This window comes from Psychroflexus montanilacus, from assembly GCF_020164535.1.
GTDB classification, from domain to species: domain Bacteria; phylum Bacteroidota; class Bacteroidia; order Flavobacteriales; family Flavobacteriaceae; genus Psychroflexus; species Psychroflexus montanilacus.
Window position 1 is genome coordinate 37,339 of the sequence record NZ_JAIQZC010000002.1, and the last position, 18,988, is coordinate 56,326.

Genomic DNA, 18,988 nt, shown 5'->3' on the forward strand with positions numbered 1-18,988 from the left:
AACCAAAACTCATGAAAAAGATACTTGTACCCGTCGATTTTTCAACACCTTCAGAAAACGCTTTAAAAGTAGCAGCAAAGCTTGCCCAAAAAAACAATGCTGAACTACATGTACTTCATGTCATTGAGCTGGCAGAATCCCTCTTTGGTGCAGAGCAGTTTAATGTAAATGATGAGCAAATCATTTTCTTTATGAAGCTTGCAAAGAAACGATTCTCTCAGTTTCTAGATAAAGATTATCTAAAGGATATCAAGACAACAGAGCATGTAGAACCAGGCTCTACATCTGTAGCCATCAGTGAATTAGTAGACGAAAATCAGATTGATATGATCGTGATGGGGTCAAGTGGTGTTTCTGGCATTGAAGAAATCGTGATTGGCTCCAATACAGAAAAAGTAGTAAGACATTCTAAAATACCCGTCCTGGTGGTAAAAAATGAAATAAAGGACATTAACATCAAAAATGCTGTTTTTGCCTCAAACTTCGAAATTGAAAATTTGGAACCCTATAAGAAAGCTAAAAAGTTTGCAGATAGCTTCAGTGCTAAAATGCACATGCTTTACGTTAACTTACCTGGAAATCAATTCAGTAGCACTTCCGAAATTCACGAGCAAATGCGTGTGTTTTTAAACAAAGTTGAAATGCCACTTGATAGAAAATTCATAGAAATTTTTAATGACTATACCATTCAGGAAGGAGTACTGAATGGTTCCGAATATCTTAAAGCAGATTTAATCATTATACCAACTCATGGTCGAAAAGGACTTTCACATTTCTTCAATGGGAGTATTGGCGAAGATGTGGTCAACCATTCAGAGTTGCCTGTATTGACGCTGAAGATTTAATAATCAGGTAATAAAGAATTCGCTATTTTTATAGGATGGTAAAGAAATTGACTTTATTAATTCTTATGGCAATATTGACGGGATGTGTAGTTGTAGAAGACGATACAATGATTTCCTTCAAAGGTCAACTGCTAGACAGGAATGGTGAAGTTGTTGAAGGCATCAAAATAGAGCTAGTTTCCACTTCGATAAATAGCCAAGATCAACTAGAATTCATAGATTTTCATCCTTCCAGGATTGATAATTTAGATGTTTTTGATATATCAAATGATGAAGGACGTTTCCAATTTTTTTTCCCAAGATCAAATTTGAATTTAGCGATTTACATCGATGTTGAACAACATATCAAATTTTACGATGAGGACACAGAAAGGAGTTATCCATTTCTTATTGTAGAGGATGCTGAAAGCTTAGATTCTGATTTTGGAGCGCTAACTTTAACTCCTTCTGAATGAAAATAATTCTATTATCGTTTATACTCTTTTTGACTTCACTAACTTTTGGTCAAGACGAAACTAGTAATGAAAATCAGACTAATAAAAGACGTATAGATAACCCAATAGCTATTCAATTAGGATTACAAGGTTCTGCTTTTGTATCATTAGATGACAACTTTATAAGTCAAGCTTACTCTCAGGATATTGGGTTAAATGTAGATGTAAGATTTGGTATTAAAGAATTTATTGGTTTAGGTGTCAATATGAATCGGTATGAGTTTTCAATAGATAACCCGAGGTTTTTAGGATCTAGATTTCCTTCTGCCAGATTTTATTCAAAATCTATTTATGCTTTTTATCAACACCTTTTATTTAAAAAATTGACTGCTGAAATTAAATTTGGACTCTTTGAAGGAAGTATTTTAAATAGATCTTTTACAAACAGTGTTCTTAATTTTGACAAACTAAGGTTAAATTTTACAGGCTTACTCTCAGGAATAAACATGGTTTACTATTTAGACCCCAATAAACGCATCGGTCTAAGTTTGGGAGCAGATGTGTATTTTAGTTTGTCGGATAAAATTCAAACAGCACCTTCAGATGTAGATTTTATCAATAGAAATATTTTTACAACTATCAATCTTGGTATTGTTATAGGAAACTAAAGAGGCACCTCAACCGAGATGCCTTATAGCTAGTAATTTCTTTAATTAATTGGCATTAGATTGTATAACTTGTACAATCTCGTCTTTCTGTAAAACACCACTTTGCCTCCATTTTTGTTCTCCATCTTTAAAAACAATCATCGTTGGCACTCCTCTTACCTGATATTTAGCAGCCAATTGTTCGTTTTTGTCCACATCAATTTTGATGATTTTGACACCATCGCCTAGCTCTTCTTTCACCTCTTTTAAAATGGGTGCAAGCATTTTGCAGGGTCCACACCAATCCGCAAAAAAATCGATAAGTACTGGAGTTTCGCTTTGTATAATTTCATTAAATTTTTGACTCATAATCTTATAGTTTAGTGATATTTAGTCGTAAACAATTATTATTCTTTACACTTATTTAAAACGTTCAAAAGCTGCTTTTTGCAAATTTTCTCGGTGATCTGGATGCGCGATTGAAATCAGTGCTTCCGCTCTTTGTTTTAAGTTTTTGCCGTAAAGATTCACAACACCATATTCTGTAACTATATAATGAACGTGAGCTCGAGTTGTTGTTACGCCAGCTCCCTCATTTAAGAAGGGTGTTATTTTCGAAACGCCTTTTTTGGTGACTGATGGCATAGCAATTATAGCTTTCCCACCATCAGATAATGAAGCACCACGTATGAAGTCCATCTGACCACCTACCCCAGAAAATTGCATTTTTCCGATGGTATCGGCACAAACCTGACCAGTTAAATCAATTTCTATGGCAGAATTGATAGCCGTCACTTTAGGATTACGTCTTATAATTGCTGTGTCGTTGGTGTAGGCAGCTTCTTTCATATGCACCAAGGGATTATCATCCATAAAATCATAAAGTTTTTGTGAACCTACGGCAAAACAAGTGACTATTTTACCAGTTTTTACTTCCTTTTGGCTGCCGTTGATGACACCGCTTTCCACAAGTGGTAAAATCCCATCCGAAAACATTTCTGTGTGGATGCCTAAATTCTTATGACCTCCTAAATTTTTAAGGGCAGCATTGGGTATTCCTCCAATTCCCATTTGTAAAGTAGCGCCATCTTCTACAAGACTAGCCACATTAGCTCCAATTTTGCTTTCCAGTTCTGAAACCGGCGGCTGTTCATGACCAAAAATAGGTTCATCCACTTCAATGGCAAAATCCAACTCACTCATATGAATAATGCCATCCCCATGGGTTCTTGGTACTTTAGGATTAATCTGTGCAATGACAAGTTTTGCCGTTTGTATTGCTGGAATTGTAATATCTACAGAAACCCCAAGTGAACAATAACCATGACGATCTGGAGGAGAAACTTGTATAAAGGCCACATCTAGAGGCAAAATAGAGCGTCTAAATAACCTATGAATTTCACTTAAAAAAATAGGAATATAATCACCATTGCCCTGTCGAAGTGAATTTCTGACATTACCACCTACAAAAACACTATTAATTTTGAAAGCCTTGGAGTAAGGTTCCTCGGTATAAGGAGCTTTACCTTCTGTATGAAGGTGCATAATTTCGACATCTTCCAAGGTTTCGTATCTAGATACCAAAGCGTCTATTAGTCGTAAAGGTGTCATCGCTGCACCTTGTATAAAAACTCTGTCTCCTGATTTTACTTTTGAAACGGCTTCTTCCGCAGTTACTTTATTGAGTTGATGAATCATATTTTAAACTTATTTTGAAGTACAAAAATACAGCCTACATCTCAATGAAGACTGGGCTTAAACAAAGATTTATATGATTTCAGTCAGTTTTAAGAAAGGTTTCCGAGGATAAAGTGAACCATGGTAAATTCCGAAGAAAATTGAATCAGTCTTCATTCTGAAGTTGTTTCCAGGTCCAAACTTGAGCCTCCTTATACGTAGAGAAAACCTCATAAGGAACAGGTTGTTTTTGAAGGAGGAAAATCATTTTCAACACCCATTGGATGGTTTTGCTAGGGATCACATAGGCTGTGCCCAGGCAATATTCCTTCATCAATGTCGTATTTTGCTTCAGCCATTTTGCCTGAAGTTTTTGGTGTGAAAATTTTGGAATAACCGCTTGAGTAGCATCAAATACAATGGCTAGTTTTTGTTGGGAAAAATAACAATCTTCAAGGTCTTTGAGATAGGCCTTAAAATTAGCATTTGTGCTTTTTTCACCAGTAAATGTCACATTGATCAGAGGAAAAGCGGTTTGATCTACTGTAGCGTAAGAATTCGATTTCAAATTTTTGTTTAAAAATAAAATAAAGTTTTAAACTTCTAAGCTTAAAAACGAATCATTTTTGGAGGGCAGTTCTGTTGTTCCCATCAAAAATTCATCTACACCTCTTGCAGCTTCCCTACCTTCGGAAATAGCCCAAACCACCAGTGACTGACCTCTACGCGCATCACCAGCTGCAAAAATAGACTCCACATTGGTTTGGTAATTATTAGCCTCTATAATTCCAGAATTGGTTTGTGAGACGCCAAGATGTTCTAAAAGTGGACTCTCTGGCTGAGTAAAGCCAATCGCTAATAAGGCTAGTTCGCATGGAATCAAACGTTCTGTACCTTCTATTTCCTTCATTTGCTGTCTTCCTCCTTGATTGACCCATTCCAGATCGACAAGTTTGATATGAGTTAACTCCCCTTTATCATTCCCAACAAACTCCTTTGTCAAGGTACTCCACTTACGCTCTCCACCTTCTTCATGAGAGGAAGAAGTTCTCAGGGTCATAGGCCACATTGGCCATGGGTCGTTAATTCCGCGTTTACTTTGAGGCTTCGGCATTAGTTCGAGTTGTAGGACGGATGCAGCTCCCTGCCTGTGTGAGGTTCCAATACAATCGGAACCCGTATCTCCTCCACCAAGTACCACTACATTCTTTCCTTGAGCTGAGATTTTATCATCGAATTTAATTCCGTCAATTTCTTTATTCTGAAGACTTAAAAAGTCCATAGCATAATGAATGCCTTTCAATTCTCGACCAGGAATTGGCAGGTCCCTTGGAACTGTAGACCCTGTGCAAACCACAATAGAATCGAAGTCTTCTTTCAACATATCAGGATTGATGCTTTTACCCACTTCTGCATTTACTTTAAAACGAACTCCTTCATCGTCCATAATTTGAATTCGGCGATCTACAACCCATTTTTCTAATTTGAAATCAGGTATACCGTATCGTAAAAGTCCGCCAATTTTAGCTTCACGTTCATAAACTGTCACCCAGTGTCCAGCTTTGTTCAATTGATCTGCAGCTGCAAGTCCTGCCGGACCAGAGCCGATAACTGCTACTTTTTTGCCAGTCCTTTGCTTTGGTGGGTTGGCTGAGATATAACCCATTTCGTGAGCTTTTTCTGCAATTGTTTTTTCGATATGCTCAATCGCCACAGGGGGTTTATTAATTCCTAACACACAACTGGCTTCACAAGGTGCCGGACATATTCGTCCCGTAAATTCTGGGAAATTATTTGTTGAATACAAAATGGAAACCGCATCTTTCCAGTTTTCGTCATGTACGGCTTCATTAAACTCTGGTATAATATTACCTAGGGGGCAACCCGAGTGGCAAAAAGGCACCCCACAATCCATACATCTCGCGGCCTGCGTTTTGGTTTTATCCTCTGGAAAAGGCTCGTATATTTCTTTGAAGTCTCCTACTCTATCCTCTGGTGGTCTTGCGCTTGGCAACTCTCTGTCATATTTCAAAAATCCATCATGCTGTCCCATTATGCTACTATTTTTTGTTGTTGTTCTTTTTCTTTTTTCTCTTCTAAAATGCGCTTAAAATCATGTGGAATAATTTTTATGAATTGTGTCTTCACTTCCTCAAAATTTTCCAGCACGTGTTTTGCTTTTTTACTCTGCGTTAACTGATAATGATTTACAATTAGCGTTTTTAATTCTTCAAAATTTTCTTCTGAAGGGGTTTCCAGCCCTACCATTGCTTTATTACAATTGGACTCAAACTGATTATTTTCATCAAGCACATAAGCAATTCCACCGCTCATACCTGCGGCAAAGTTTTTACCCGTCTCTCCCAAAATAACGACTCTACCGCCGGTCATATACTCACAAGCGTGGTCTCCAACACCTTCTACAACGGCTTTCACCCCAGAATTTCTGACAGCAAAACGCTCCCCAGCCATTCCATTAATGTAGGCTATTCCAGAAGTTGCTCCGTAAAAAGCCACATTTCCTATGATAATATTTTCATCTGAATTAAATGGAGACGACTTAGAAGGATAGATGATTAATTTACCACCAGATAAGCCTTTACCAAAATAATCGTTGGACTCACCTTCCACTTCAAAAGTGACACCTTTGGCTAAAAATGATCCAAAACTTTGCCCTGCAGAGCCATCAAATTTGTAATGAATAGTATCCTCTTTTAATCCTTGATCTTTAAAATGTTTACTGATTTCATTGGACAATAAAGCACCAGTGGCTCGATTTGTATTTTTGATTGTGCATGAATTTTTAACTTCAATACCACTTTCAAATGCGGGTTGAGCGTCTTTCAAAAGTTGCCAGTCTAGAACCTCATCAATTTCATGATCCTGTTCTATCTGTTTGAACACACCAACCTGTTCGGCTATATTTTCTTGATAGAGAATTGGACTTAGATCTAAATCTTTCAGTTTCCAAAATGGAACATCCTTCCTCACTTTCATCACTTCAGAATGACCCACCATCTCACTAACAGTTTTGAATCCCAGTTGAGACATGATCTCTCGAAGGTCTTCAGCTAAAAACTTAAAGTAATTGACCACGTGATCTGGGTTACCAGTAAATAATTTTCTTAATTCTGGGTTTTGGGTAGCAACGCCAACCGGACAAGTATTGGTATGGCATTTTCTCATCATAATACAACCTTCCACAATCAAAGCTGCTGTGGAAATCCCCCATTCTTCAGCACCAAGTAAAGTGGCGATAGCTAAATCTCTACCTGTCCTCAATTGGCCATCGGCCTGAACTGTAATTCTACTTCGTAAATTATTTTTGACTAAAGTCTGATGTGCTTCAGAAAGCCCCAGTTCCCAGGGTAATCCTGCGTGTCGAATAGAACTTAAGGGTGAAGCTCCTGTTCCTCCGTCTGCTCCAGAAATAAGAACCACGTCTGCATTGGCTTTGGAAACTCCAGCAGCAACGGTTCCTACTCCCGCTTGCGAGACTAGTTTTACATTAATTCTTGCTTTTCGATTAGCATTTTTCAAATCAAAAATAAGCTGAGCTAAATCTTCAATGGAATAAATATCGTGGTGTGGAGGTGGAGAAATCAATCCTACTCCTGGAGTGGAATGCCTTACTCGGCCTATCCATTCATCTACTTTATGTCCAGGCAACTGACCTCCTTCTCCAGGTTTTGCACCTTGAGCCATTTTGATTTGAAGCTCTTCAGCATTGGTCAGGTAATAACTCGTAACACCAAATCTTCCTGAGGCAACCTGTTTAATGGCAGAACTTTCCCAATCCCCATTAGCTTTTCTTTCAAATCTTACCTCATCTTCCCCGCCTTCACCACTATTGCTTTTTGCACCTATTCTGTTCATAGCAATGGCTAGAGTAGAATGCGCTTCATGCGAAATAGAACCAAAAGACATAGCTCCAGTAGCAAATCGTTTCATGATATCTTCGGCAGGTTCGACTTCAGAAAGAGGAATTGGTGTTCTTTTTTTAAATTCGAATAAACCTCTTAAAGTCAAGGTGTCTTTTAACTGATCATTTACAGTCTTAGCGAATTTTTTGTATAATGAAAAATTATCAGTTTGTGTAGAATGTTGTAATAAGTGAATGGTTTGCGGATTGAATAAATGCTTCTCTCCTCGTTGTTTCCATTGATAAACTCCACCAACTTCAAGACTTCTCTTCACGTCTTCATTGCCTGGGTAGGCTTTGTGGTGTCTCACTAAAACCTCTCTTGCTAAGCCATCGAAGTCAATACCTTCTATTCTGGAGATAGTTCCTTTGAAACACTTTTCAATCACAGTAGTATGTAAGCCTAAAGCTTCAAAAATCTGAGCGCCTTGATAAGACTGCACTGTACTAATTCCCATTTTTGATAAAATCTTCAGCAATCCGTACCCAATGGCCTTTTGGTAATTGGCTTTAGCTTCTTCAATAGTAATGTCAGTTTCTAGCTTACCATTTATCTGTAAATGCTCAATGGATTGCAAAGCCAAATAAGGATGAACTGCACTGGCACCATAACCAATAAGCGTTGCATAATGATGCGTTTCTCTCACGTCACCAGCTTGTACCACAATTCCTGCTCGTGTTCTCAAATTAAGTTTTACCAAGTGGTGATGAACTGCTCCTGTAGAAAGTAAGGAGGGGATTGGTGCTTGAGTTTTACTAATGGATTTATCTGAGAGAATAAGTACTTTTTTACCAGAATTCACCGCCTCTTCGGCAGCCTTACAAATGGTATCAATGCCTTTTTCTAGACTTCCTGGCTCACCATTGGCTTCAAAAACGCAATTGATGAAGGCATAATCAAAACCTTTGTCTTTTAAATTTTTAAATTTCTCAATATCAGAATCTAACAATACTGGTTGAGAAATATGAATTTGTTTGGTGAGTAATTCCGTTTCTTCAAGAATATTGAGACTTTCTCCAACTCTTGTAAACAAAGACATCACCATTCGCTCTCGAATTGGATCAATTGGCGGATTACTCACTTGTGCGAATAGCTGCTTGAAGTAATTGGCCACATGCTGACTTTGCTTACTCAAAATAGCCAAAGGCGTGTCTGCTCCCATAGAACCGATAGGTTCGGTAGCTCTTACGGCCATATCTGCTAAAATTACTTTTAACTCTTCTGATGTATAGCCATAAGCATTCTGAAGTTGTAAAAGTTGTTCGCTTGTGAGTTGTTCTTTTTCAAACTCAGGAACAGGTTGTAACCTCAACTTGATGCGCTGATTTACAATCCATTCCTGATAAGGTTTATCTTTTACAATTCGGTTTTTAATCTCATCATCATAAAGAACTTTATTCTGATTCAAGTCAGCAAGAATCATACGTCCAGGTTGCAACCTTCCCTTCTTTACAATTTCTGATGAATCTACAGGCAGGGCTCCAGCTTCAGAAGAAATAATAAGTCTGTTGGTTGAAGTCATGCAGTATCTGGAAGGTCTTAAACCGTTTCTGTCCAAAGTTGCCCCTACGCGTTTTCCATCTGTAAAAATTAAAGCTGCCGGCCCATCCCAGGGCTCCATAATGGAGGCGTGGTATTTATAGAAGGCTTTTCGTTCTGGGTCTATGGATTTGTTGTCTTGCCAGGCTTCTGGAACCAGCATCATCATCACATGCTCTAGAGGTCTGCCATCCAGCACCAGCATTTCTACCAGGCTATCTAAATTTGCAGAATCTGAATGCTCGGGGTTAGTGACTGGAAGTAAACGCTGAAGGTCTTCTTCTGAAAAAACTTTTGATTTGAAGTTAGCTTCTTTGGATTTCATTTTGGTCACATTACCTCGTATGGTATTGATTTCACCATTATGGGCTGTGAAATGAAACGGCTGGGCCAGTTTCCAATTTGGGAATGTATTGGTTGAAAATCTCGAATGAATGATAGCAAATGCCGTTTTGAAATTGGGATTTCTTAAATCATCGAAGTAGTCTCTAAGCTGGTTTGTCCTTAATTGGCCTTTATAAATGATAGTGTTAATAGACATACTACACACATAAAAAGCTTTGTTATTACCTTGTATGTGTTTTCCTATGTAGTGAGTCGTATAATTTCTAAAAACAAATAGTTTTCTTTCAAGATCATCATCAGACATATTGTTTTTTGGCTGAATTAAAATCTGCTGTATCAAAGGCTCAACTGGCTTCGCTCCCATTCCAGGGACTTTAGAATCCACAGGAACATTTCTATATCCTAGGATTTCGAGATTTAATTCTTCCGCATGTTTGGCTAAAATTTCTTTGCATTGGTTAGCAACACTTTGCACTTTTGGAAAAAATAACATACCGATTCCAACAGGCTTATTGGTATCAATTTCGGCCTCAATTTCTTTTGCGATTTCTAAAATAAATTGCTTATCGATTTGGATAAGGATTCCAGCACCATCCCCTGTTTCCGGATCTGAACCCGTACCACCACGGTGCTCCATGTTTTCCAACATGGTAAGTGCATCGGATATAAGCTGATGTTCCCTGTTACCGTCAATATTAATGATGGTCCCAATTCCACAGGCATCGTGTTCAAAACTACTATCGTACATTGATTCTCTCTTCATAAACTATATTTAAGCATTGTTCTAAGAATTATCCCTTAAAACTAGTTAATTATGAAGAAAATTATTAGGAAATCAGGTTTAATTAAGCATTTTTTTTGTTAAAATCGACTTTTTACTAAACTAAATCGTTTTCGTGATTTCTTAGGCAGTCGAGAATGAAATATTGAATTGAAAAAATTAATGGCACTCCATAGAAGAAGTAACTTGTGTTTGAGCAGGTTTTGGGGATACATATGGAATGCCCAAACCAAGGCCTCTTAGAATAAAAAGCACACCAATAATTGCAATGGCATAAGGTATGAGGCGTTTGGGGTTAAATTTTAAAACTGAATTGAGCCATTCTTTCGCATAAATAACCACACTCATCAATGGAATAGTTCCCAGTCCAAAGAATACCATGTAGAGTGAGCTTTCCGCTAAGCCAGTGATGGCAATTGAGCCAAACACAGCCATATAAACAAGCCCACATGGTAGCAGACCATTCAGAAAACCTAAATAATAAAAGGTGTCTAGTTCTTTCTTTTTTAAGGAAGACCCAAGCTCTGACTTTAGTTGTCCTACCCACTTAAATATAGGCTTGCTCACCTTAAGCTTCCCTAAAACAGATTCAGAAAAAAGAAGAGAAGATAGCATGATAAGTCCAATGATGATGGATAGTTGCTGTTGAAAACCAAACAGGACAAAACTTTCGCCAATAAGGCCAAATACCAGCCCTATCAATGCATAAGTAGTAATTCTGCCAAGATGGTAAAGGAAAATCTGGAAGGCTTTTCTCCAGGGGTTGCTTCGATCAACTGGAAGCATGAGCGCAATAGGACCACACATCCCTACGCAGTGAAAACTACCGAGTAATCCTAATATGAAAGCCGTCCATAGCATCTAAATACTGATTTTATGCTGAATAAAGTAGTCTTCATCATCATGAGTAAACCTTAAATTCACCTCCCATCGCCCTGGCTTGAGGACTGCAGTTGGTAGCACAAAGTCATTGCTGTCCATCTGAAGTGGAACTGTAAAATCTAAAGTCTTGTCTGATGGCCTGTACATATAAAGTTCTCCTTTGATTTTAGAAAAATCAAATTCTGAAGGAAACTGCACTAGTAGTCTATCAGCTTCCAAAGTTATATCTACCTGATTAGTAAGGTCTGCAGCTTTCTGTGCTGAATCAAGATCTCCCTGAAATGTGAGTTCCTTTTGGTAGTAGGATTCTACGACCAAATCATATTCCAATTCTTTTTTGGACAGCATCTGGACGACCATGAACATGATAAATCCAATGAATAGTACAAAAGCAATAACGATAGATGTTCCCCAATTTAATTTCATAATGTTTTATCTAAAAGTTCGTGGTCCCATAAAGTTGGTCGTCGCTCTGTCGATAATTCGACCCTTGCTGTAGACTTCAACTTCAATTTTATTTTTGTCATCTTTAAGCTGTGAAGGATGTATTTCTATAAATAGTGTTCCTTTTTGCATTCCTCCTTTTTCAATACTGAAATAATCTTTCTTTACTAGTTTGATTTCTCCGGGCATGGAAGCTAATTTGAAATGAATACTATCCATTTCGGTATTGGTTTTGTTGAGTAATTTATAAGTGAACACATTGGAAATATTACCATTTTCCTTGAGTTCATATAGTTGACCAGGCAACCTTAATACTTTGGCTTCCACATCACTCCTAATAAGTAATAAACCGATAAGTAAACCTGTGAGAATCGTTAAAACAGCTGTATAGCCTTTTAATCTTGGTGTAAATTGAAATTTGGCTTTTTTCTCAATATTCTCTTCACTGGCATAACGTATGAGTCCTTTCGGCAAGTCCACGCTTTCCATAATGGAATCGCAGGCGTCGATACAGGCTGTGCAGTTCACACATTCCAGCTGAGTGCCATTCCTGATATCAATTCCTGTCGGACAAACCTGAACGCATTGTGCACATTCAATGCAATCTCCAACACCCTCTGCTGCTCGATCCTGATTTTTCTTGAATTTTTGACGCCCCTGTTCACGTTCGCCTCGTTTGTGATCGTAAGCTACGACAATTGATTTCTCATCTAGTAGAGCCCCTTGAAGTCGTCCATAAGGACAGGCTATAATACACACTTGTTCTCTAAACCAAGCAAAGACAAAGTAAAAAACTGCGGTAAAGATAAGTAGTGGTATAAATGTACCTAAATGACTTGAGGGTCCATTCGTGATGTATTTGATAAGTTCATCACTACTAATTAGGTAAGCCAAAAATACGTTTGCAATTAAGAATGATATAATTGCAAAAATAGTCCATTTGGTTCCTTTTTTAAGGATTTTGTCTTTTGTCCATGGGGCTTTATCTAATCTAATTTGTTTGCCCCGGTCCCCTTCAATAGCATATTCAATCCTTCTGAATACCATCTCTAAGAAAATGGTCTGAGGACAAATCCAACCACAAAATATTCTTCCAAAAGCAACTGTAAAAAGTGCTATAAAGACTACTCCAATAATCATGGCTATTACAAACAGGTAAAAGTCTTGTGGCCAAAATGGGAAACCAAAAATATTGAATTTACGTTCTAAAACATTGAATAGTAAAAACTGGTTCCCATTTATTTTTATAAATGGTGCGGAAAATAAAAACAATAGCAAAGCGTAGCTCACATACTTGCGGTATTTATAGAACACACCGCTTGGCTGCTTAGGGTAAACCCATCTGCGCTTTCCATCCTCATCCATTGTACCAATGGAATCTCTAAATTGTTCCTTATTATCCATTATATGATTATCTAAGATTATTATTCAGTTTCAGGCTCCCAAACTTCGCCCTCTGGCTCTTTAGGGTCTGCAGGCGTCGTTCCCTGCAGGGACAATACATAACTCGCTACCTGTTGTAATTCTGAAGGACTAAAATCATTTTTCCATGAAACCATTCCTTTACCAGGTCGACCTCCTTCAACTAAGGTTTGGTAAACGTTTTTTATACCACCACCTAAAATCCAATGTTCATCTGTCAGGTTTGGACCTATTCCACCTCCTCCATCTACCTTATGGCAGGCTACACAATTATTGAGGTAAATTTGTTGGCCAGCTTCAAGATCTGCAGGCTCTTCCATTAGCGTCACCGTTTCTAAGGTGACCAAATCTTTGGCTATTTCTTTGTATCTGGCGATATCAATTTCAGCTTGAGCAACTTCAGATTGATATTCCTCGACCTGTGTATAATCTCCAAACACATGAAATCTGGCCAGGTAAACCACAGCAAAAATGATACTTGCATAAAAACTATATAACCACCAGGGCGGCAACTTGTTATCCAGTTCACGTATGCCGTCATAATTGTGATCCAGTTCAATTTCGCCTTCTTCTTCGATAGGCTTGGACTTGGTTAATAGTTTTGGAAGCTTTTCAAATTTGACTTTTAACTGATCTACTAACTTGTTTTCTAAAGCCAAAAACTTCTCTTGTTTCTCCTCTGTAAGTGATTTAAATAACGTAAATCTAAGGGCAGCGACAGAAACCTCTATAGCGATGGCTACCAAAAATATCACACCTATAAAGAGTAAGGTTTTAGGATATTCTAGAACTGCAAGTTGTCCAGGCTCAGTTTCAAATAGAAGCTCAACGCCTCCCCACGCTATGGCCACTAAGGCTATAATTCTAAAAATGGAAGAAAGATTTCTCATAATTGATTATCGTTTTTAGATTCCAATGGTATTTGACTCACCTCTTCTACATAATCTTTCTTGGCTGTGAATACCCACCAGAAAAGCACAACAAAAAAGAGGAAAAAAATAAGCAGAGAAACGATGGGATAGATTTCTATCCCCTGAATCGTTTCCATATGTCCTTTTATAAATTTCAACATGATGTATGGTTTTAGTTAGAAGTAGTAACTTCTTGATTAGTCTTAATTTTAATGTCAGTACCCAACCTTTGTAAGTAAGCGATAAGGGCTACGATTTCCCGATCTTTCATCTCAACAAATTCGAGATTATTTTCCTCTGCATAAGCTTTGTCTGCTTCGTATGCTTTAACAAAATCCGGATCGTTGTAAAGATTATTCTGAATTTCTTCACCTTGAGTAAGCATAGATGCTTGAGCATTTTTTATTTCTTCATCAGAATAAGGAACACCCAAGTCTGCCATGGTTTGCATTTTATCTTCTGTGTTAGTTTTGTTTAATTCACTTTTTACCAACCATTGGTAAGCAGGCATAATAGAACCAGATGAAGTACTTTGTGGATCGTACATATGATTAAAGTGCCAGTTGTCTGAATATTTACCGCCAACTCTCAACAAGTCAGGCCCTGTACGTTTACTTCCCCATAAGAATGGTCTGTCATAAACAAATTCACCAGCTTTGGCATATTCGCCATAACGTTCTACCTCACTTCTAAAGGGCCTAACCATTTGTGAGTGACATCCAACGCAACCTTCTCTTATATAAAGGTCTCGACCTTCCAACTCGAGTGGTGTATAGGGTTTTACAGTAGTAATGGTAGGTATGTTAGATTTAACAAGCAATGTTGGAATGATCTGAACGATACCTCCTATCAAAATGGCAATCGTGGCCAAAATAGTTAACTGAATAGGCTTTCTTTCCAGCCAGGTATGAAACTTTTCTCCTCTCTTTCTCCTTCCACCTCTGCTTAAAGCAGCTGCTTCAGCAAGTTCATTTTCAACTTTAGAACCCGATCTTACAGTTCTAATCACGTTGTAAATCATAACGAAATTACCGAGTATATATAAACTTCCACCTATAGCTCTCATCCAGTACATTGGCATGATTTCAGTAACTGTTTCGAGGAAGTTTCCGTAGAATAAGCTACCATCTGGATTGAATTGCTTCCACATAGAAGCTTGTAAGAAACCTGCTACATACATTGGCAGAGCATACATGACAATACCCAGAGTTCCTAACCAAAAGTGTAAGTTGGCCAATCCAACTGAAAATAATTTTGTCTTAAACAATCTTGGTACCAGCCAATAAACCATACCAAAGGTCAAGAAGCCATTCCATGCCAAAGCACCTACGTGAACGTGAGCGATGATCCAGTCTGTAAAGTGAGCAATAGCGTTCACATTTTTAAGCGAAAGCATGGGCCCTTCAAAAGTGGCCATGCCGTATCCAGTAATAGCGACGACAAAGAACTTCAGAACAGGGTCTGTTCTTACTTTATCCCAGGCTCCACGAAGGGTCAAAAGTCCATTGATCATCCCACCCCAGGATGGCATCAATAGCATAATTGAAAAGGTAACACCAAGGTTTTGCGCCCAATCTGGCAATGCTGTATACAATAAATGGTGAGGGCCAGCCCAGATGTAGATAAAGATCAAAGACCAGAAGTGAATAATCGATAATTTATAAGAGTAAACTGGTCGGTTTGCAGCCTTAGGTACAAAATAGTACATCAATCCGAGAAAAGGAGTAGTTAAGAAAAAGGCAACCGCATTATGGCCATACCACCATTGAACAAGGGCATCTTGCACACCAGCATAAGCAGAATAACTTTTAAATAAGTTGACTGGCAAGGCCAAACTGTTGAAAATGTGAAGAACAGCTACAGTCACAAAGGTGGCCAGGTAAAACCAAATGGCCACATACAAGTGTCGCTGACGTCTTCTTAAAATTGTACCTATGAGGTTCCAACCAAAAACTACCCAAACCACGGCAATCATAATATCGATTGGCCATTCCAGTTCGGCATATTCTTTAGAACTTGTAAAACCAAGAGGAAGGGTAATGGCAGCGGCCACAATAATTAATTGCCAGCCCCAAAAGTTAATTTTACTTAGCACATCACTAAACATTCTGGCTTTTAGTAACCGCTGAGTGGAATAATAAACCCCTGCAAAAATAGCGTTACCAACAAAAGCAAAAATTACAGCGTTGGTGTGTAATGGTCTCAATCGACCAAAGCTTAACCAGGATATACCATCGGTAACACTAGGAAAAATAAACATAAATGCCAGTAATAGGCCAACAGACATTCCTACAACACCCCAAATAACGGTGGCAAAGAGGAAGTTTTTTACGATTTTGTTATCGTAATGAAATTGCTGTAACTCCATAGTTATGATTGTTTTTGTTGATTGTTTGAATTTTCTTTTTCCTTCACGTCTTTATCTTTGACCAGTTCATCATCAAAAAGCATCCTTACTGATGGGGTATAATCATCGTCAAATTGCCCTTTTTTTACTGAGAAAATAAAAAGCCCGAAAAAAACAAGAGCGACTAGAATACTGATGGCGAGAAGTCCGTAGATGACATTCATGAATTAAATTTTCTTCAAAATTACATGTGAAGACTTCCTTAAAAAATGACCTTAGTCATGTTTCAAAGATTTACTTATTAAGAATAGGTTTAGAAATGTATTGGGTAGCCAAAGTTGTGAAAACAACGATCGAAATTGAACTTAAAGGCATCAAAATAGCGGCGATAACAGGCTGAAGTTGTCCTGTAAGCGCAAAATACAATCCAACTACATTATAGAGGAAAGAAAATATGAAACTCAGTTTGATGATCTTTATTCCTTTTTTTGAAATGTCCACGTATTGATCCAGTTTTTGCAATTGTGAGGCATCCATAATAGCATCGCAGGCAGGAGAAAACACATTCACATTTTCAGAAATAGCAATTCCAATATCTGCTTGCTTCAAGGCCCCAGCATCATTTAAGCCGTCGCCAATCATGACTACTTTTTTATCTTCAGATTGAATTTTCTCTATCAGCCGCATTTTGGAATCTGGCTTTTGATTGAAAAACATCTGAGTTGTTTTAGGGAGCATTTTGGTAAGCACTGGCTTCTCACCTTCATTATCTCCAGAAAGAATAATTAGTTTGTAGTGCTCATCCAAAGATTGAAACAATGGCTCAACTCCTTTTCTATAAACAGTGTCAAACTCAAATTTTCCAAGATATGTTTCATCTTTACTAATGTGCACTGCTGTAGATAACGCAGCATCATCTACTTCATTAGCAACAAACTTTGCTGAACCTAGCTTGTAAGTATGATCGTTGTAAGAAGAGACAATACCTTCCCCTAGATGTTCTTCAAAAGATTCTGAAACTTGAATATTTTGGCTGTCCAAAAAAGAATACAATTCCCTACTCAAAGGATGATTAGAATTTCTGAATGAGTTTTTTAATACCATTTTATCATCCTCGGACAAAGTCATTCCAGAATAAGAAATGTCACTTTTTTGATTGGTTGTCAAGGTACCCGTCTTATCAAAAACAAACACATCCAGGTCTGCCATCTGCTCCAGTATGTTTGTATTTTTGAGATAAAACCCGTTTTTCCCGAATATTCTCAACAAATTACCCATGGCAAAAGGGGTGGCTAAAGCAATAGCACAAGGACAAGCAATGATAAGCACTGCTGTAAAGACATTTAAGGCTAAACTGGCATCATAAAACAGCCAAAACAGCAATCCGGAAAAAGCAATAGTTAACACCGCGATGGTAAATTTCTTACTGATTTTATCTATGAGGCTTTGAAATTTTGGATTGTAATCTTTTTGAAAAACATCGTTACTCCATAGCTGGGTCAGGTAACTTTGCTCAACTGACTTTTCAGCAACAACTTCAATAGCACTTCCGCTTTGTTTACCTCCAGCATAAACTTTTTCCCCAGAAACTTTTCTCACAAGTTTGGCTTCTCCCGTCACAAAACTGTAGTCAATTTCAGCCGAAGGTGACATCAAAATTCCATCAACAGGGAGCAATTCATGATTCCTTATCAGTAATCTATCTCCTCGTTCAATTTCATAAACCTGTGTGTTTTCTTCTTTTCCTTCTGAATTTATTTTCGTTACTGCTATAGGAAAGTAAGACTTATAATCCCTCTCGAAAGACATAAATTTATAGGTCTTTTGCTGTACTATTTTACCTAAAAGCAGGAAGAATACTAAACCAGTAAGGCTGTCGAAAAATCCAGATCCCAGATCGAAAATAATATCTACCGTACTTCTGATAAACAAAACTGTAACACCAAGTGCAATAGGAATATCAATATTGAGGATTTTACTTTTTATCCCTTTGATGGCAGATTCAAAATAACCTCTGCCGGCATAAAATACAACTGGCAGACTAAAGAAAAACATAAGCCATCTAAAGACAGGTTTATATTGTTCCAGCCAGTATTCTGAAACTTCAAAATACTCTGGAAAACTCAGGAACATCACATTGCCAAATGCAAAGCCTGCAACTCCAATTTTATAAATCAGACTCCGGTCTAAGCCATTTTGAGTCTGACCGTAATTCTCCAAACTGATATAAGGCTCATATCCGATTCTGGACATCATTTCAACCAAAAGTTTCAACGAAAACTCTTCAGTTTTATAGGTAATAGTAACTTTCTTTTTAGGAAAATCCACCTGAGAAGATAAAACCTGAGGATTCAATTGATGCAGGTTTTCCAGTATCCAAATACAGGAACTACAATGAATATGTGGGATATACAGTGTCACAATTTCAGTAGAATCTTCTTGAAAATCAATTAGTTTTTCTACAATTTCAGGCTTCTCCAAATAATCAAATTTTCCATCTATCTCAATTGGCGTAGCTCCAGGATTTTGCTGGAGATCGTAATAACAGGTCAGGTCATTTTCAGAAAATATTTCATAAACTGTTTTACAGCCATTGCAGCAAAACAACTTTTCATCGTAATGAATTTTGGAAGTTGTACAGGCATCACCACAGTGGAAACAGATATTTTTGGACATGAGTGTATATTATATGACAAAAATCTTACAGAAATTCACCAATAAAAATGATATGTATCAGCTCTAGTGAAATTGGAGAAATAAGTTTATATCTTTGTCATAGTCAAAAAGATAA

The 18,988-nt window shown here is 37.7% G+C and carries 16 protein-coding genes; 3 read left to right on the plus strand and 13 right to left on the minus strand.

Annotated features, from left to right (window positions below):
* Positions 1 to 11: 11 nt before the first annotated feature.
* From LB454_RS06930 to LB454_RS06940, 3 genes are all read left to right on the plus strand, one after another.
* Complete coding sequence (locus LB454_RS06930; RefSeq protein WP_224463916.1) at positions 12 to 845, plus strand: universal stress protein; 834 nt, start codon at positions 12 to 14, stop codon at positions 843 to 845.
* 65 nt (positions 846 to 910) lie between these two features.
* A complete protein-coding gene (locus LB454_RS06935; protein ID WP_224463917.1) occupies positions 911 to 1,300 on the plus strand; it encodes a hypothetical protein in 390 nt (129 codons plus the stop codon).
* The gene (locus tag LB454_RS06940) at positions 1,297 to 1,947 is read left to right on the plus strand and encodes a hypothetical protein (protein WP_224463918.1); all 651 of its coding nucleotides are present in this window, start codon (positions 1,297 to 1,299) and stop codon (positions 1,945 to 1,947) included. The genes LB454_RS06935 and LB454_RS06940 overlap by 4 nt, the downstream gene beginning before the upstream one ends.
* 45 nt (positions 1,948 to 1,992) lie before the next feature.
* On the opposite strand, the gene trxA is transcribed toward LB454_RS06940, so the two are convergent.
* The 13 genes from trxA to LB454_RS07005 all read right to left on the minus strand — a co-directional run bounded on the left by trxA (position 1,993) and on the right by LB454_RS07005 (position 18,873).
* Positions 1,993 to 2,295 carry a thioredoxin gene (trxA, locus tag LB454_RS06945; RefSeq protein WP_224463919.1) on the minus strand — a complete coding sequence of 101 codons (303 nt, stop codon included), beginning with the start codon at positions 2,293 to 2,295 and terminating at the stop codon, positions 1,993 to 1,995.
* 51 nt (positions 2,296 to 2,346) lie between these two features.
* On the minus strand, positions 2,347 to 3,624 hold the full coding sequence (locus tag LB454_RS06950) for an acetyl-CoA hydrolase/transferase family protein (protein WP_224463920.1): 1,278 nt from the start codon (positions 3,622 to 3,624) through the stop codon (positions 2,347 to 2,349).
* 145 nt (positions 3,625 to 3,769) lie between these two features.
* Positions 3,770 to 4,171 (minus strand): STAS/SEC14 domain-containing protein, encoded by a 402-nt coding sequence (locus LB454_RS06955; RefSeq protein WP_224463921.1) that lies wholly within the window; start codon positions 4,169 to 4,171, stop codon positions 3,770 to 3,772.
* A 27-nt stretch (positions 4,172 to 4,198) separates the two neighbouring features.
* On the minus strand, positions 4,199 to 5,656 hold the full coding sequence (locus LB454_RS06960) for a glutamate synthase subunit beta (RefSeq protein WP_224463922.1): 1,458 nt from the start codon (positions 5,654 to 5,656) through the stop codon (positions 4,199 to 4,201).
* Positions 5,656 to 10,173 (minus strand): glutamate synthase large subunit, encoded by a 4,518-nt coding sequence (gene gltB / locus LB454_RS06965; protein WP_224463923.1) that lies wholly within the window; start codon positions 10,171 to 10,173, stop codon positions 5,656 to 5,658. The genes LB454_RS06960 and gltB overlap by 1 nt, the downstream gene beginning before the upstream one ends.
* 177 nt (positions 10,174 to 10,350) lie before the next feature.
* The gene (locus LB454_RS06970; protein ID WP_224463924.1) at positions 10,351 to 11,052 is read right to left on the minus strand and encodes a sulfite exporter TauE/SafE family protein; all 702 of its coding nucleotides are present in this window, start codon (positions 11,050 to 11,052) and stop codon (positions 10,351 to 10,353) included.
* Positions 11,053 to 11,499 carry a FixH family protein gene (locus tag LB454_RS06975; RefSeq protein ID WP_224463925.1) on the minus strand — a complete coding sequence of 149 codons (447 nt, stop codon included), beginning with the start codon at positions 11,497 to 11,499 and terminating at the stop codon, positions 11,053 to 11,055. It abuts the gene before it with no gap.
* A gap of 6 nt (positions 11,500 to 11,505) precedes the next feature.
* On the minus strand, positions 11,506 to 12,921 hold the full coding sequence (gene ccoG, locus LB454_RS06980; protein WP_224463926.1) for a cytochrome c oxidase accessory protein CcoG: 1,416 nt from the start codon (positions 12,919 to 12,921) through the stop codon (positions 11,506 to 11,508).
* Positions 12,922 to 12,941: 20 nt separating this feature from the next.
* On the minus strand, positions 12,942 to 13,829 hold the full coding sequence (locus tag LB454_RS06985) for a cbb3-type cytochrome c oxidase N-terminal domain-containing protein (protein WP_224463927.1): 888 nt from the start codon (positions 13,827 to 13,829) through the stop codon (positions 12,942 to 12,944).
* On the minus strand, positions 13,826 to 14,011 hold the full coding sequence (locus LB454_RS06990) for a CcoQ/FixQ family Cbb3-type cytochrome c oxidase assembly chaperone (protein WP_224463928.1): 186 nt from the start codon (positions 14,009 to 14,011) through the stop codon (positions 13,826 to 13,828). Before LB454_RS06990 ends, LB454_RS06985 begins: the two co-directional genes overlap by 4 nt.
* An 11-nt stretch (positions 14,012 to 14,022) precedes the next feature.
* Positions 14,023 to 16,218, minus strand: coding sequence for a cytochrome-c oxidase, cbb3-type subunit I (ccoN, locus tag LB454_RS06995; RefSeq protein WP_224463929.1), 2,196 nt, complete (start codon positions 16,216 to 16,218; stop codon positions 14,023 to 14,025).
* 2 nt (positions 16,219 to 16,220) lie between these two features.
* Complete coding sequence (gene ccoS / locus LB454_RS07000) at positions 16,221 to 16,421, minus strand: cbb3-type cytochrome oxidase assembly protein CcoS (RefSeq protein ID WP_224463930.1); 201 nt, start codon at positions 16,419 to 16,421, stop codon at positions 16,221 to 16,223.
* 70 nt (positions 16,422 to 16,491) lie between these two features.
* Entirely contained in the window at positions 16,492 to 18,873 is a 2,382-nt protein-coding gene (locus LB454_RS07005; RefSeq protein ID WP_224463931.1) for a heavy metal translocating P-type ATPase, read from the minus strand.
* Between the last annotated feature and the right edge of the window lie 115 nt (positions 18,874 to 18,988).

Bases quoted from the DNA above. Each gene is read 5' to 3' on its own strand.
- LB454_RS06930 (WP_224463916.1), top strand. From the start codon at position 12: ATGAAAAAGATACTTGTACCCGTCGATTTTTCAACACCTTCAGAAAAC.
- LB454_RS06935 (WP_224463917.1), top strand. From the start codon at position 911: ATGGCAATATTGACGGGATGTGTAGTTGTAGAAGACGATACAATGATT.
- LB454_RS06940 (WP_224463918.1), top strand. From the start codon at position 1,297: ATGAAAATAATTCTATTATCGTTTATACTCTTTTTGACTTCACTAACT.
- trxA (WP_224463919.1), bottom strand. From the start codon at position 2,295: ATGAGTCAAAAATTTAATGAAATTATACAAAGCGAAACTCCAGTACTT.
- LB454_RS06950 (WP_224463920.1), bottom strand. From the start codon at position 3,624: ATGATTCATCAACTCAATAAAGTAACTGCGGAAGAAGCCGTTTCAAAA.
- LB454_RS06960 (WP_224463922.1), bottom strand. From the start codon at position 5,656: ATGGGACAGCATGATGGATTTTTGAAATATGACAGAGAGTTGCCAAGC.
- gltB (WP_224463923.1), bottom strand. From the start codon at position 10,173: ATGAAGAGAGAATCAATGTACGATAGTAGTTTTGAACACGATGCCTGT.
- LB454_RS06970 (WP_224463924.1), bottom strand. From the start codon at position 11,052: ATGCTATGGACGGCTTTCATATTAGGATTACTCGGTAGTTTTCACTGC.
- LB454_RS06975 (WP_224463925.1), bottom strand. From the start codon at position 11,499: ATGAAATTAAATTGGGGAACATCTATCGTTATTGCTTTTGTACTATTC.
- ccoG (WP_224463926.1), bottom strand. From the start codon at position 12,921: ATGGATAATAAGGAACAATTTAGAGATTCCATTGGTACAATGGATGAG.
- LB454_RS06985 (WP_224463927.1), bottom strand. From the start codon at position 13,829: ATGAGAAATCTTTCTTCCATTTTTAGAATTATAGCCTTAGTGGCCATA.
- LB454_RS06990 (WP_224463928.1), bottom strand. From the start codon at position 14,011: ATGTTGAAATTTATAAAAGGACATATGGAAACGATTCAGGGGATAGAA.
- ccoN (WP_224463929.1), bottom strand. From the start codon at position 16,218: ATGGAGTTACAGCAATTTCATTACGATAACAAAATCGTAAAAAACTTC.
- ccoS (WP_224463930.1), bottom strand. From the start codon at position 16,421: ATGAATGTCATCTACGGACTTCTCGCCATCAGTATTCTAGTCGCTCTT.
- LB454_RS07005 (WP_224463931.1), bottom strand. From the start codon at position 18,873: ATGTCCAAAAATATCTGTTTCCACTGTGGTGATGCCTGTACAACTTCC.